This window comes from Kribbella sp. DT2 (genome assembly GCF_049844575.1).
Classification (GTDB): domain Bacteria; phylum Actinomycetota; class Actinomycetes; order Propionibacteriales; family Kribbellaceae; genus Kribbella.
This window is the reverse complement of the sequence record NZ_JBNCLH010000008.1, coordinates 268,753-281,937: the sequence shown is the minus strand read 5'-3', so window position 1 is coordinate 281,937 and position 13,185 is coordinate 268,753. Positions and strand designations below refer to the sequence as shown.

At 70.1% G+C, this 13,185-nt stretch carries 13 protein-coding genes; 6 read left to right on the top strand and 7 right to left on the bottom strand.

The window, feature by feature from the left end:
• Window positions 1-47 precede the first annotated feature (47 nt).
• Complete coding sequence (locus tag ACLQ2O_RS31375) at window positions 48-998, bottom strand: ROK family protein (protein WP_425838628.1); 951 nt, start codon at window positions 996-998, stop codon at window positions 48-50.
• 74 nt (window positions 999-1,072) lie between these two features.
• Between ACLQ2O_RS31375 and ACLQ2O_RS31370 the strand changes: the two genes are divergently transcribed.
• From ACLQ2O_RS31370 to ACLQ2O_RS31355, 4 genes are all read left to right on the top strand, one after another.
• Window positions 1,073-1,909 (top strand): creatininase family protein, encoded by an 837-nt coding sequence (locus tag ACLQ2O_RS31370; RefSeq protein ID WP_425838625.1) that lies wholly within the window; start codon window positions 1,073-1,075, stop codon window positions 1,907-1,909.
• Window positions 1,906-3,033: a mandelate racemase/muconate lactonizing enzyme family protein gene (locus ACLQ2O_RS31365; RefSeq protein WP_425838622.1), complete on the top strand. Its 1,128-nt coding sequence runs from the start codon at window positions 1,906-1,908 to the stop codon at window positions 3,031-3,033. The genes ACLQ2O_RS31370 and ACLQ2O_RS31365 overlap by 4 nt, the downstream gene beginning before the upstream one ends.
• Window positions 3,033-4,076, top strand: a complete 1,044-nt coding sequence (locus ACLQ2O_RS31360; protein WP_425838619.1) for a serine hydrolase domain-containing protein — start codon at window positions 3,033-3,035, stop codon at window positions 4,074-4,076. Before ACLQ2O_RS31365 ends, ACLQ2O_RS31360 begins: the two co-directional genes overlap by 1 nt.
• A 140-nt stretch (window positions 4,077-4,216) precedes the next feature.
• Complete coding sequence (locus ACLQ2O_RS31355; RefSeq protein ID WP_425838616.1) at window positions 4,217-4,897, top strand: hypothetical protein; 681 nt, start codon at window positions 4,217-4,219, stop codon at window positions 4,895-4,897.
• Between the two features lie 2 nt (window positions 4,898-4,899).
• On the opposite strand, the gene ACLQ2O_RS31350 is transcribed toward ACLQ2O_RS31355, so the two are convergent.
• From ACLQ2O_RS31350 to ACLQ2O_RS31325, 6 genes are all read right to left on the bottom strand, one after another.
• On the bottom strand, window positions 4,900-6,177 hold the full coding sequence (locus ACLQ2O_RS31350; RefSeq protein ID WP_425838613.1) for a thymidine phosphorylase: 1,278 nt from the start codon (window positions 6,175-6,177) through the stop codon (window positions 4,900-4,902).
• Window positions 6,177-6,590, bottom strand: coding sequence for a cytidine deaminase (locus tag ACLQ2O_RS31345; protein ID WP_425838610.1), 414 nt, complete (start codon window positions 6,588-6,590; stop codon window positions 6,177-6,179). Before ACLQ2O_RS31345 ends, ACLQ2O_RS31350 begins: the two co-directional genes overlap by 1 nt.
• Entirely contained in the window at window positions 6,565-7,848 is a 1,284-nt protein-coding gene (locus ACLQ2O_RS31340) for an ABC transporter permease (RefSeq protein WP_425838607.1), read from the bottom strand. The genes ACLQ2O_RS31345 and ACLQ2O_RS31340 overlap by 26 nt, the downstream gene beginning before the upstream one ends.
• The gene (locus ACLQ2O_RS31335; RefSeq protein ID WP_425838604.1) at window positions 7,845-9,056 is read right to left on the bottom strand and encodes an ABC transporter permease; all 1,212 of its coding nucleotides are present in this window, start codon (window positions 9,054-9,056) and stop codon (window positions 7,845-7,847) included. Before ACLQ2O_RS31335 ends, ACLQ2O_RS31340 begins: the two co-directional genes overlap by 4 nt.
• Window positions 9,057-10,607 (bottom strand): ABC transporter ATP-binding protein, encoded by a 1,551-nt coding sequence (locus ACLQ2O_RS31330; protein ID WP_425838601.1) that lies wholly within the window; start codon window positions 10,605-10,607, stop codon window positions 9,057-9,059.
• Between the two features lie 95 nt (window positions 10,608-10,702).
• The gene (locus tag ACLQ2O_RS31325) at window positions 10,703-11,794 is read right to left on the bottom strand and encodes a BMP family lipoprotein (protein ID WP_425838598.1); all 1,092 of its coding nucleotides are present in this window, start codon (window positions 11,792-11,794) and stop codon (window positions 10,703-10,705) included.
• A gap of 346 nt (window positions 11,795-12,140) precedes the next feature.
• On the opposite strand from ACLQ2O_RS31325, the gene ACLQ2O_RS31320 reads away from it, so the two are divergent.
• Together ACLQ2O_RS31320 and ACLQ2O_RS31315 are read left to right on the top strand one after the other, a co-directional pair.
• A complete protein-coding gene (locus ACLQ2O_RS31320) occupies window positions 12,141-12,683 on the top strand; it encodes a hypothetical protein (protein WP_425838595.1) in 543 nt (180 codons plus the stop codon).
• A 13-nt stretch (window positions 12,684-12,696) separates the two neighbouring features.
• Window positions 12,697-13,182 (top strand): hypothetical protein, encoded by a 486-nt coding sequence (locus ACLQ2O_RS31315; protein WP_425838592.1) that lies wholly within the window; start codon window positions 12,697-12,699, stop codon window positions 13,180-13,182.
• The last annotated feature ends 3 nt before the right edge of the window (window positions 13,183-13,185 follow it).

The window sequence follows — 13,185 nt, the reverse complement described above, 5'->3', positions numbered from 1 at the left end:
GCGACCAACGAGCGGCGCAGCTCGCGCGGCGACGACGAGGCGGCGGCTCACTGCCCGGACAGGCGGGACAGCACCAGGCCCGCGCCACCGAGCAGCGCGACGTCGTCGGCGGCGGTGTCCGCCGCGACGACCCGCGGCCGCTCGGCGAACTCGGCCCAGTCGCTGACCGCGCGCAGCCGTTCCTCGATCCGGCCGAGGAACTCGCCGCCGCCGACGGCCGCGTCGCCGTGCACGATGTAGAGCCCGGGGGCGAGCAGGTGCTGCACGGACGAGAGCCCGACGGCGAGGTTGTCGGCGTACTCGGCCATCAGGCGGCGCGCCCCGGTGTTCTGACGGGCCGCGACGATCAGGTCGCCGACGCCGGTGATCTCGCCGAGGCCGCGGACCGTCGCCTCCTGCCGCAGCCAGGTCGAGGTCGCGATCGTCTTCCAGCAGCCGAGGTTCCCGCACGAGCAACGCCGGCCGCCGACCGCGACCGTGATGTGCGCACCGCTGCGCCCGCCGAGCGGCGCGATCACCTGCCCCTCGTACAGGAGTCCGACGCCGAGCGTGTCACCCGTCGCGACCGAGGCGAACGACGCACGGCCGGCGCCCTGGCCGAACCAGCGGTCGCCGAGCACCTGGAGCCGGGCCCGGTGGTCCACGAAGACCGGGCAGCCGAGCAACTTGGTCAGCGAGGCCGCGATCGGGTACCCCGTGAAGCCCGGCCGGTCGTCGATCCGGCGCAGCACGCCGGTCGTGTGGTCGACCAGACCGGCGCTGGCCACTCCGACGCCGCAGGGCTGATGACCCGCCAGGCACCGCTCGACCGTGTCCTCCAGGGTCGCGCGCAGCATCCCGGGATCGTCGGTCGCCGGGAACTCCTGCTCGGCGCGCTGGACGATCCGGCCCGCCGGACTGACCAGGGCCACCCGGACCGAGCCGGCGAGCAGCTCGACGCTGCCGATCAGGGTCTCGGACCCGACCGCCTGCAGATGCCGGTGCGGGAGCTCGGCCATCGTCCCATCCTGCCTGCGAGTTCGTGCCTGGTACGGCGTACGCGCTCCGGCCTGTTCGATCGGAGATCGTCGCGATGACTGTACGACACCTAACCACGCTCACCCGGGGAGTCGCCACGGCCCTCGCGGCCGAGGGCGCCGTGGCCGTCGTACCGATCGGCGCGGTCGAGCAGCACGGCGACCATCTGCCGCTCGGGACGGACTTCCTGCTGGTGGAAGCGGTCCTCGACCGCGCGCTGGAGCAGCTGGGCGACGACAGCACCACCTGGGTCCGGCTGCCGACCATGACGTTCGGGCACAGCCCGCACCACCTGTTCGCGGCGGCGGTGAGTCTGCGGCCGTCGACGTTGTCCGACGTACTGGCTGATGTCCTGTCCTCGTTGAGCCAGACCGGTTTCCGGCGGATCGTGATCGTCAACGGGCACGGCGGCAACGACGAGCTCGTCCGGTTGGCGGTGAAGGCGCACGCCCTGCAGGCGGAAGGAACCGCGGCCGCCTGCTCGTACTGGACCCTGGCCGCGGAGACGACCGCCGAGGCGGCGGCGGCCGAGCGACCCGAGCGGACGCCCGGCCACGCCGGCTGGTTCGAGACGTCGCTGATGCTGGCTGCCCACCCGGAGCTCGTCGCCGACGACAGGCCGTTCCAGCCGGCCGATCCGCCACCGCTGTTCGACCGCAGCCCCGCGCCCGGCCTCACCGTCGAGCGGTACGGCGAGTGGCCGCGTGTCGGCGGCCTCACCGACGACCCCGCCGAGGCGACCGCCGCGACCGGACGGCTGCTGCTCGGCCGCCGCGTCGCCGGGCTGGTCGCCGCCCTGCGCGGGCTCGACCGGGCGACCGCACCTGCGCTCGACGCGGTCCCCGGCCACCGATTCCCATCCATCGACCGCGAAAGAGGTCCTCAGGCATGATCATCACCGGCATCGACGTCCAGGTCGTCAACCTGCCGCTGACCAGTCCGTTCCGCAGCTCGTTCGAGACCAAGACCGGCGAGACCCGGACCGTCGTCCGGATCCACACCGATGACGGTCAGGTCGGCTGGGGCGAGACGATGTGGGGCGCGCCGGTAGCCCGGCTGACCGAGCAGCTGGCCGCGTCGCTGATCGGCAAGAGCCCGTTCGCGCTGGAGGAGTTCCACGCCACCCACACGATGGTCCCGTTCTTCTACGGGTACGTCGGATACGCGGCGCTGGCCGGCCTCGACGTCGCCTGCTGGGACCTGATGGGCAAGATCACCGGCCGCCCGCTGACCGACCTGATCGGCGGCCGGGTCCGCGACACCGTCCCGATCACGGCGCTGATCACCCGCGCGGACGCCGCCGACGCGAACGACGCGGATCTGCCGGCCGCACTGGCCGACCACGCCGCGAAGGTCGTTGCCGAGGGCGGCTTCACCGCGGTCAAGCTCAAAGGCACCAAGGACGTCGACGGCGACGTACGGATCATGCGGGCACTGCGCGAGCGGTTGCCCGAGGCCGAGCTGCGCGTCGACCCGAACGCCGCCTGGAGCGTGCCGGAGTCGATCCGGGCCGGGCTGCGGCTCGAGGAGCTCGACCTGGAGTACCTGGAGGACCCCTGCTGGGGCATCGACGGCATGGCGCAGGTGCGGGAGAAGATCCGGATCCCGCTGTGCACGAACATGTGCGTGGTCGCGTTCGAGGACTTCGCTCCGGCGGTACGGCTCGGCGCGGTCGACGTGATCCACGGCGACGTCTACAAGTGGGGCGGGATCAAGGCGACCAAGGACCTGGCCGCGCACTGCGCGACCTTCGGGCTCGGGATGAACCTGCACAGCGGCGGCGAGCTCGGCATCGCGACCGCGGCGCACCTGGCCGTGGTCGCCTCCACGCCGGTGCTGAACCGGGCGATCGACAGCATGTACTACCTGCACGACGACGACATCATCGACCCGATCCCGCTGCGCGACGGCCGGCTCACGGTCCCGGACGGTCCTGGCCTCGGGGTGACCGTGGACGAGGACAAGCTCGCCCACTACTCCGCGCTGAACGCCCGCGAAGGCGACCTGGTCAAGTGATGCCGGTGATCGAGGAACTGCTGACCGAGGCCCGCCGGCGGCGGGTGTTCTCGGCGGCCGCGTGGTCGGTGGGCACCGCCGAGCAGACGTACAGCCGAGGACTGCTCGGTACGACGGCCTGGAGCTCGGAGTTCCCGGTGACCGAGGACAGCCGGTGGGACCTTGCCTCCGTCACCAAACCGGTGGTGGCGATGGCGGTGCTCTCGCTGGTCGAGGACGGCGTCCTCACCTTGGACGACACGATCGCGGACCACCTCCCGTCGTACGCGGGAACCGACAAGGCCGGGATCCGGATTGGTGACCTGCTCACCCACACGTCCGGCATCCCGGGGCAGCAACCGCTCTACCGGTGGGCCCGGACCCGGGACGACCTGCTGGCCGCGATTCGCGCGCTGCCGCTGCTGGGTCCGCCCGGTGCCCAGGTCGCGTACAGCTCGCAGGGGTTCATCCTGCTCGGGCTGATCGCTGAGGCTGCTGCTGAGGCGACGCTCGACGTACTGGTGGCCGAGCGGGTCACGCGGCCCGCCGGGATGACGAGCGCCGGGTTCGGCGTACCGGATCCTGAGCTCGCCGTGGCGACCGAGGACGATCCTTGGCGCGGTCGTGTCGTGCAGGGTGAGGTCCACGACGAGAACGCCGTGGTGCTCGGCGCGCCGGCCGGGCATGCCGGGTTGTTCGGCACGCTGGGCGATCTGGAGGCTCTCGGCCGAACGCTGTGCGCACGGGGGTGCGGCGCTGCCGGACGGGTGCTGTCGGACGCCGGGCACGCCGCGATGATCGAACCGCGGACCGATCACCTGACGTTGCGGCGGACGCTGGGCTGGCAGGGGGTGGATCCGGTGGACTCCGTGGCCGGTGACCTGATCGGGGCGCGCGGCTACGGGCATCTGGGCTTCACCGGGACGTCGGTGTGGGTGGACCCGGACCGCGGCAGCTACGTGGTGCTGCTGACCAACCGCGTCCACCCGACCCGGCAGAACCCGGCCATCGGCCGCGTCCGGCGCGCGGTGAACAACGCCGGCTTCGCACTGACCAGTCGCTGATTCCGCCCGCCCGCCCGGGCAGGGCGCCTCCATCGCCGCGTCGCCGCCCGATCACAGCCGGTTTGGTCGGCTGGTAGTTGCCTGCCGTTCATCTTGCTCTGATGCGATCCGCAGTGAGATCCCTGACCTGCGGAGGAGTTGTGAGGCGGACTGCGCCGGGCGTGACCGTGCTGGTCGTTGGCGTCCTGCTGGCGTTGCCGGGCTGCACGGGAGGCGACGCGGGAGCCGTCACCTCCGGTACGGCGAACCACGCCGCCGCACCTGCCGTTCCGAGCGCGCCACCGACGCCGGCGGCGCCGAAGAGCGCGCTGGCCGGGCTGATCGTCGTACCGACGGGCTACGGCGCGGACGCGCGTGAGCTGAGCGGGCAGTTCACGCTGCAGTCCTTCCTCGGCACGATCTCCGGCGTACCGGCCGAGGACCGCGCCCTGCTGCTCAACGCGAGCTTCAAGGAGGGCTACCAGGCGGTGCGCGTCAGCCCCGATCGCGAAAAGCAGTACACGATCCGCCTGTTCCGGACCGGCTCGAAACGCAAGGCCCAGGACCTGCGGGCCGGCTTCTGGAGCCAGGAGACCTACACCGCCAAGTACGCCGTACCGGGTGTTCCCGACATCCGCACCGGCCGCCGGGTCACTCCCACCGGCGTGCCCGACGAGGCCGAGGCGATCGCCCAGGCCTCCTTCGTCACGGGCAACCTGCTCGCCCAGATCACCATCCGCCAGACCGGCCCGATCGCCGGCAACCTCCAGCCGGACACCAGGCTGGCAACAGCCTTGGCCCAGCAGCAGTACAAACGCCTGACCAGCAAGTCCTCCAGCTGAGCTCAGGCGGTGATGCGGTCGATGATCAGCTGCTGAGCCTCGTACGGCGTACCGATTTCTACCGCATCGGTCAGCGACTCCAAGGCCCGTTCGAAGCGGCTCGTGTCGTCGGCGTGGAGCGTGAGCAGCGGCTGACCGGCCGTCACCTCGTCCCCAGGCTTGGCATGCAGCTCGATGCCGGCGACCGGTGAGACCGGGTCCTCCTTGCGTGCACGACCCGCCCCGAGACGCCAGGCCGCGACACCAACAGCCAACGCGTCCAGACGACTCAGTACGCCGGTGGACTCCGCCTTGACCACATGCTGCTCCGGCGCGACCGGCAGCTCCGCGTCCGGGTCACCGTCCTGCGCGGCGATCATCCGGCGCCACACATCCATCGCCGAACCGTCCCGCAGCTTCTCCGCCGGATCCACGTCGGTCACACCGGCGGCCGCGAGCATCTCCGCCGCCAGCGCGACGGTCAGCTCGACGACGTCCGCGGGACCACCACCCGCGAGCACCTCCAGCGACTCCCGCACCTCGAGCGCGTTCCCCGCGGTCAGGCCGAGCGGTGTCGACATGTCGGTCAGCAGAGCAACGGTCCGGACGCCGGCATCCGTGCCCAGGGCAACCATCGTCTCGGCCAGCTCGCGCGCGTCGGCGAGGTCCTTCATGAACGCCCCCGTGCCGACCTTCACGTCCAGCACCAGCGCGCCGGTCCCCTCGGCGATCTTTTTGCTCATGATCGAGCTGGCGATCAGCGGGATCGCCTCGACCGTGCCGGTCACGTCGCGCAGCGCGTACAGCTTCTTGTCCGCGGGCGCGAGCCCGTCACCGGCCGCGCAGATCACCGCGCCGACGTCCTCGAGCTGGCTCATCATCTCCGCGTTCGACAGCGCGGCCCGCCAACCCGGGATCGACTCCAGCTTGTCCAGCGTCCCACCGGTGTGCCCGAGCCCGCGCCCGGACAGCTGCGGTACGGCGACACCGCAGGCCGCGACCAACGGTGCCAGCGGCAACGTGATCTTGTCCCCGACCCCACCGGTCGAGTGCTTGTCCGCGGTCGGCCGGGACAGCTTCGCGAAGTCCATCCGCTCGCCGGACGCGATCATCGCCGCGGTCCAGCGGGCGATCTCGCGCCGGGTCATCCCGTTCAGCAGGATCGCCATCGCCAGCGACGACATCTGCTCGTCGGCGACCGCGCCGCGGGTGTAGGCGTCGATCACCCAGTCGATCTGCCCGTCGCTCAGCTCACCTCGATCACGCTTGGTCCGGATGACGTCCACCGCGTCGAAGCTCACTAGTCCTCCAGGTTCTCGGGCCCGAAGGCCTCCGGCAGCAACTCGCGGAGCGGTCGGCTGCCGGTCTTCGATTCGAGCAGCAGGTTCGGCCCGCCGTGCTCGTGCAGCAACTGCCGGCAGCGCCCGCACGGCGTCAGCAGCTCTTCGTCGTGGTCCACGCAGGTGAACGCGACCAGCCGTCCCCCACCGGTCGCGTGCAGTGCCGACACCAGTCCGCACTCGGCACACAGCGTCAGTCCGTACGACGCGTTCTCCACGTTGCACCCGGCAACCACCCGGCCGTCGTCCACCAGGGCGGCCGCTCCTACGGCGTACCCGGAGTACGGCGCGTAGGCGCGGCGCATGGCGTCGACCGCGGCCTGCCTGAGGGCAGGCCAGTCGACGTCCTCATTCCGTGACGTAGGGCTCACCATCCGCCTTCGGTGCTCTGACTCTGCCGACCAACCCCGCCACGGCGATGACGGTGGCCAGGTACGGGGCCATCAGCAACAACTCGCCGGGGATCGGCGTCTGGATGATCTGGAGCTGCGACTGCAGCTGCGTCGCGAAGCCGAAGAACAGGGCGGCGACCATCGCGCCGATCGGGTGCCAGCGGCCCATGATCAGCGCGGCGAGCGCGATGAAGCCGTTGCCCGCGGTCATCTCCTTGGAGAACGACCCGGCGTACCCGACGGTGAAGAACGCACCACCGAGACCGGCCAGCACGCCCGCCCACAGCACGGCCGAGTAGCGGACCCGCTTGACCCTGATGCCGACCGTGTCGGCGGCCTTCGGGTGCTCGCCGACCGCGCGGACCCGCAGGCCCCAGCGGGTCTGGAAGAGCACGAACGTGACGACGGCGACCGCGATGTAGGTCAGGTAGACCAGGATCGTCTGGTTGAACAGGATCGGCCCGATGAACGGGATGTCACCCAGCCCGGGGATCTTCACCGCCGAAAGGACGCTCGGCGTGTTCAGACTCTCCGCGTCCTCCTGCAGGAACTGGTCGAAGAGGTACCCGGTGATGCCCGAGGCGAAGACCACGAGCACGACGCCGAGCACGACCTGGTTCACCAGGTACTTGATCGAGAAGATCGCCAGCAGCCACGCCATCAGCACGCCACTGACAGCGGCAGCGATCAGCGCCGCGACCGCGCTGCCCGTCGTACTGGACACGACGGCTGCCGTGAACGCGCCGACCAGGAACTGTCCCTCGATCGCGATGTTGATCACGCCGGCCCGCTCGCACAGCACCCCGGCGAGCGCGCCCAGGACCAGCGGGGTCGCGAAGTTCAGCGTGCCCTGGAACTGGTTCGCCAGCGGGAAGGTCTTGCCCGCCGCCGCCCAGCACAGGAACGCACCGATGAAGCAGATCCCCAGTACGACGGCCAGCCAGCCCGAGTACTTCTGTGGCACCCGGCGCACCACGTAGGCGCCCGCGGCAACCAGTCCGAGCAGCCCGAGGAAGATGGCCACCGGCTGAGCCGGTACGCCGAGCAGGTTGTTCTGCAGGTCGCCCGAGACGAGCTGGAAGGTCGCCTTGCCGCCGTTGGTGAAGATCGCCAGCCCGAGCCCGATCAGCGCGAACACCAGCATCAGCCCACCGACGCGCAGCCGGCGCGTCCGGTCCGCCGGAGCCTCGATCGCCGCCGGTGCGGGCTCGCGGACCGCGTCCTGAACAGTGGAGGTCATCCGTTCCAGCCTTTCGCGAGGACGGCGCCGATCCCGCGTTCCTTGGGCAGGAAGCGGAAGACCGAGCGCACCAGCGCCGGGGCCGCGACGAACAGCACGATCACGGCCTGCAGGACGGTGGTCAGGGTGAGCGGGGTCTGCGTCTGCAACTGCATCTGCAGACCGCCGGCGTTCAGCGCACCGAAGAGCAGCCCGGCCAGGACCGTGCCCACCGGCGTACCGCGGCCGAGCAGTGCGACCGTGATCGCGTCGAACCCGATCGACGCGGCGACACCGTCGGTCAGCGGCAGGTCGGTGCCGAGCACCTGCTGCGTGCCGGCCAGACCGGCGAGCGCGCCGGCCACGACCATCGCGACCAGGTAGGCCCGGCCGACCGACATGCCCGCCGTACGGGATGCGTCGGCGTTGGCGCCGACCGCGCGCAGCTCGAAGCCGATCGTCGAGCGGTTCAGCAACCACCAGACGAAGACCGCGGCCAGCAGCGAGAGCAGGAACCCGACGTGCAGCCGGGTGTCGCCGAACTGCGGGTACTGCGCGTTGGCGTCGACGATCGGGCTGATCGGGTCCTCGCGGCCGGGCCGCTTGAACGTCGTTGTCGTCAGCAACCACTGGAGCAGGTAGATCGCGACGTAGTTGAGCATGATCGTGACGATCACCTCGTGCGCGCCGGTCCGGGCCTTCAGCAGGCCGACCACACCGCCCCAGATCGCGCCACCGACCAGACCGGCGACGATCGCCAGCACCAGGTGCAGGACCGGCGGCAGGTGCCACGCGAACCCGACGTACGCGGCCAGGATCGCGCCGATGATCAGCTGGCCCTGGGCACCGATGTTGAACAGCCCGGTCCGGAACGCCAGCGAGACCGCGAGGCCGCCGCAGATCAGCGGCGTCGCCTGGGTCAGCGACTCCGCGATCGGGTTCAGCCCGCCGAGGGCGCCGACGGCCAGCGCCTTGTACGCCTCGCCGACCGCGCTCACGGCGGCCGACAGGGTGTCCAGCGGCGCGGCGCCGAAGTACCCGACCGCGGTCTTCACCTGGTCGTCACCGACGATGATCAGGATCGCGCCGACGACCAGCGCCAGCACGATCGCGCTCAGCGAGACCAGCCCCTGCACCGCCCAGGACGGCAGCCCGCTCGCGGCCGGCTCCTTCACCGGGCTCGCGGGCGCCGGCGTCTGCTCCGGCTCGGTGGCCGTGTCGTTGCTCATCTAGATGGTTCCCAACGTGGTCGGGTTCTCGGTCGCCTCGACCTCGGCCTCGCGCTTGGACGCCCCGGCCATCATCAGGCCGAGCTCGTCGCGAGGGGTGTCGGACGGTACGACGCCGACCACCTTGCCGCGGTACATCACCGCGACCCGGTCGGACAGCGCGGCGATCTCGTCCAGCTCGGTGGACACGATCAGGACGGCGGTGCCGTTGTCCCGCTCCTCGACGATCCGGGTGTGCAGGAACTCGATCGAGCCGACGTCGACTCCGCGGGTCGGCTGGGAGGCGACCAGCAGCTTCAGCGGCCGGGACAGCTCCCGGGCCAGCACGACCTTCTGCTGGTTGCCGCCGGACAGCGACGAGACCGGCAGGTCCGCACCCTGCGTACGGATGTCGAACTCCGCGATCCGGGCGTGGGCGTTCTTCTCGATCTCGTCGGTGCGCAGCGACAGCCCGCGGCCGAACGGCTCGTTGCGGAACAGGTCGAGCACCAGGTTCTCGGCGACCGTGAAGCTGCCGACGAAACCGTCGTGGCCGCGGTCCTCGGGCACGTACCCGATCCCGGCGTCGAGCCGTTGCCGCGTGCTCCGGCCGGTCAGGTCGGCGCCGTCCAGCGAGATCTTGCCGGCCGCGATCGGGGTGAGCCCGAGCAGCGCCTCGGCGAGCTCGGTCTGACCGTTGCCCTGGACACCGGCCACCGCGAGGATCTCGCCGGCCCGGACCTCCAGGTCGACCCCGTCGACGGCGGTGAACCCCCGCTCGTCGATCACTGTCAGGCCCTCGATCGTGAGCACCGGCGCCCCCGGCTGGGCCGGTTCCTTGTCCACCACCAGATCGACCGCGCGACCGACCATCAGCTCGGCCAGCTCTTCCTCGGACGCCGACGGCTCGGCCTGCCCGACCACCTTGCCGCGGCGGATCACGGTGATCTTGTCCGCGATCGCCTTGACCTCCTTGAGCTTGTGGGTGATGAAGACGATCGAGGTGCCGTTCTCCTTCAGCTGCCGCATCACCGTGATCAGCTCGTCGATCTCGGCCGGGGTCAGGACCGCGGTCGGCTCGTCCAGGATCAGCACCCGGGCGTCGTTGGTGAGCGCCTTGATGATCTCGACCCGCTGCTGCACGCCGACCGGGATGTCCTCGACCAGTGCCTCGGGATCGACCTCGAACCCGTACCGGTCGGACAGCTCGCTGACCAGGGCGTGCGCCTTCTTGCGGTCCAGCACGCCGCCGGGGTGGGTGTTCTCCCGGCCGAGCATGATGTTCTCCGCGACGGTGAAGACCGGGACCAGCATGAAGTGCTGGTGCACCATGCCGATCCCGTGACCGATCGCGTCGCTCGGCGAGGTGATCGCGACCTTCTCGCCGTCGATCACGATCTCGCCGGAGTCGGGCTGCAGCAGCCCGTAGAGCATGTTCATCAGGGTCGACTTGCCGGCCCCGTTCTCACCGAGCAGGCAATGGATCTCACCCGGTTCGATGACCAGGTCGATGTGGTCGTTGGCGACCAGCGAGCCGAAGCTCTTGGTCAGGCCGGACAGCTCGAGATGCATGCGGGCAGCCTCTCTTCAGACGGCGAGCCAGGAAGGCGGCCCCGGTCTGGGGCCGTCGTCCTGGCTCGCACCGTACTACGCGGTCTTGCGGTAGGTCAGGAGGCCTTCGGCTGTGCCTTCGAGGCGACCGGGACCTTGCCGCTGACGATGTCCTTCTTCAGCTGGTCGATCTCGGTCTTCAGCTCGGCCGGGATCTTGCCGTCGAACTCGTGGTACGGCGACAGGCCGGTCCCGTTGTTCTCCAGCGTCCCGACGTACGGCGTGGTGTCGAACTTGTCGTCGACGGCCGCCTTGATCGCGTCCTGGACCGAGACGTCCATGCCCTTGAACACGCTGCTCAGCAGCACGCTGCAGTACTCCGCGGCGCTCTCGCAGCCGTCGGTGTCGACCCAGATCGCGTTGACCTTGCCGTTGCTGGCCTTGGCCGCCTGCAGACCGCCCAGACCTGCCGGACCGGCGACCGGGAAGATGATGTCGGCGCCCTGGGTGATCAGGTTCTGCGCGGTGTTCTGGCCCTTGGCCTTGTCCTCGAAGTCACCGGCGAACAGGCCGGCCTGCTTGGCGTCGTCCCAGCCGAGCACCTGGACGTTCTTGCCCTTGGCCTGGTTGTAGTAGCGCACGCCCTCGGCGTAGCCGTCCATGAAGATCGTCACGGTCGGGATCTTGATCCCGCCGAAGGTGCCGACCTTGCCGGTCTGGCTCATCCCGGCGGCCAGGTAGCCGGCCAGGAAGCTGGACTGCGCGGTGTTGAAGGCCAGCGGCTTGACGTTGTCGGCCTTCGGCAGCGTCGCCAGGTCACCCGGGTCGACCAGCGCGAACTTGATCGCGGTGTTCGCCTTGGCGGCCTCGAAGGTGGAGTCGTTCAGCTTGAAGCCGACCCCGACGATGATGTTGCACTTCTGCGTCACCATCGCCTGCATGTTGGTCGGGTAGTCGTTGTCCGACTTCGACTCCGCCTTGGCCTCGGTGACGCCGAGCGACTTGACCGCGTCCTCCAGGCCCTTGTACGACGTCTGGTTGAACGACTTGTCGTCGAAACCGCCCGAGTCGGAGACCATGCACGCCTTGAAGTCCTTGTTGGCGTCGTTCCCCCCGCCGGCGGTGTCCTCCGCCGGCTTGCTGCCACACGCGGCGACGGCGAGCGTCACCGCGCCCACGATCGCCAGTCCCCGCACGTACTTCTTCACCGGACGTCTCCTTCGTCGACCAAAACCTGTCCCCGGCACGCCTTCCCCAGCGTGCCGCATCCGCAGACTATAGGGGCCACCCCCGCTTTCTTTGAACGTCACGAGAGCCTCGATACCGGAAAGTGACCGGCCGCCGCGTCACACCGCCGCAATTCCTCCGGTCCGTCGCGGCCGGTCACCGTCCGTGATCATCTCCCAGTGACGATCTCATGACAGTTGATCACTCTGCGTAGTGCTTGCCTGCAGCAACGTGCAGAATCATTGCCTCAGGCCCATAACCCGGTGTGGGCTGATGCCTACTGGGTGCGACCGCGATCGGCGGTCGCCGGTTCGAGGGGAAACCACGATGAACGTACGCAGCAAACGACTCGGTGCCGCCGCGGCGGGCCTGATGGTCGCCGTCACCGGTCTCACGGTGGTCCAGGCGCCGGCCGCGAGCGCCGCCACCAGCTGCAAGTCAGGGACCCACTGGAAGGCCTGCAGCACGATCACGCAGCGCGTGCCGGTGTCGTTCGTGGTCGGCTACCGCGACTCCTTCCAGAACGGTCTGAGCCAGCAGGCGACCGGAAACTGTGCGGCGACGACCAGCAAGACCGTCTCGTTCGGGGTGAGCGTCGGCGTGAAGGCCGAGGTCAAGGCCGCGATCTTCGCGAGCATGGAGGTGTCGCTGAGCGCCGACATCTCCACGTCGATGGCGACCGGCTACACCGGTACCTTCACTTTCCCGGTCAAGGCCAAGACCACCGTGTACTGCGACCGCGGCGTGTACAGGGAGAACGTCAAGGGCACCAGCACCTACTCCTGGTACGGCGGCGGCGCGGGCACGACGCGGCAGTCGTGGACAGCGAGCGCCCCCAGCCGGGCGCAGTGGCGCATCTACCCGGTCTGAGGCCGGAGCAGCCATGACGATGAGGCGCCGGATCGGCTTCGGCGAGCATGCGGTCCGCACCGGCGCCGTGGTTGCCGTGCTGGCGCTGGTTGCCGCCTGCGGCAACCAGCGCGAACTGGGCGGGACGCCACCCACCGCCGAGTCCACGCCGCCACCTTCGGTGCCGGTCGAAGCCGGCCCGCCACCCGGTGACGACGTGACGCTCAGCCTTCCACCGACCGACCAGGCGGTGGTCACCCGCGGCGGCACCACCCCTGTGACGACGGTGATCAGCGGACGGTACGGGCCGGAGTACCAGCTCTACGCGCGCTGCCGCGGGCCGGTCGAGCTGAAGGTGACCGGTCTCCCGAACGGGCAGTGGGTGGCTCCGTGCGACGGCGTCCCGTCGCGAGTGACGGTGCTCACCGAGAGCCCGGCAGTGAGCCTTCGGCTGACCGTCCCGGCCGGGGCGACGTGGAGTTTTGTGGTCGCCCGAAGCAAGGCCGCGTCCGCTGGGTGATCC

Excerpts from the sequence above, each read along its gene's own strand:
- ACLQ2O_RS31375 (WP_425838628.1), bottom strand. The coding sequence starts at position 998 with ATGGCCGAGCTCCCGCACCGGCATCTGCAGGCGGTCGGGTCCGAGACC.
- ACLQ2O_RS31320 (WP_425838595.1), top strand. The coding sequence starts at position 12,141 with ATGAACGTACGCAGCAAACGACTCGGTGCCGCCGCGGCGGGCCTGATG.
- ACLQ2O_RS31335 (WP_425838604.1), bottom strand. The coding sequence starts at position 9,056 with ATGAGCAACGACACGGCCACCGAGCCGGAGCAGACGCCGGCGCCCGCG.
- ACLQ2O_RS31330 (WP_425838601.1), bottom strand. The coding sequence starts at position 10,607 with ATGCATCTCGAGCTGTCCGGCCTGACCAAGAGCTTCGGCTCGCTGGTC.
- ACLQ2O_RS31345 (WP_425838610.1), bottom strand. The coding sequence starts at position 6,590 with ATGGTGAGCCCTACGTCACGGAATGAGGACGTCGACTGGCCTGCCCTC.
- ACLQ2O_RS31315 (WP_425838592.1), top strand. The coding sequence starts at position 12,697 with ATGACGATGAGGCGCCGGATCGGCTTCGGCGAGCATGCGGTCCGCACC.
- ACLQ2O_RS31365 (WP_425838622.1), top strand. The coding sequence starts at position 1,906 with ATGATCATCACCGGCATCGACGTCCAGGTCGTCAACCTGCCGCTGACC.
- ACLQ2O_RS31340 (WP_425838607.1), bottom strand. The coding sequence starts at position 7,848 with ATGACCTCCACTGTTCAGGACGCGGTCCGCGAGCCCGCACCGGCGGCG.
- ACLQ2O_RS31360 (WP_425838619.1), top strand. The coding sequence starts at position 3,033 with ATGCCGGTGATCGAGGAACTGCTGACCGAGGCCCGCCGGCGGCGGGTG.
- ACLQ2O_RS31370 (WP_425838625.1), top strand. The coding sequence starts at position 1,073 with ATGACTGTACGACACCTAACCACGCTCACCCGGGGAGTCGCCACGGCC.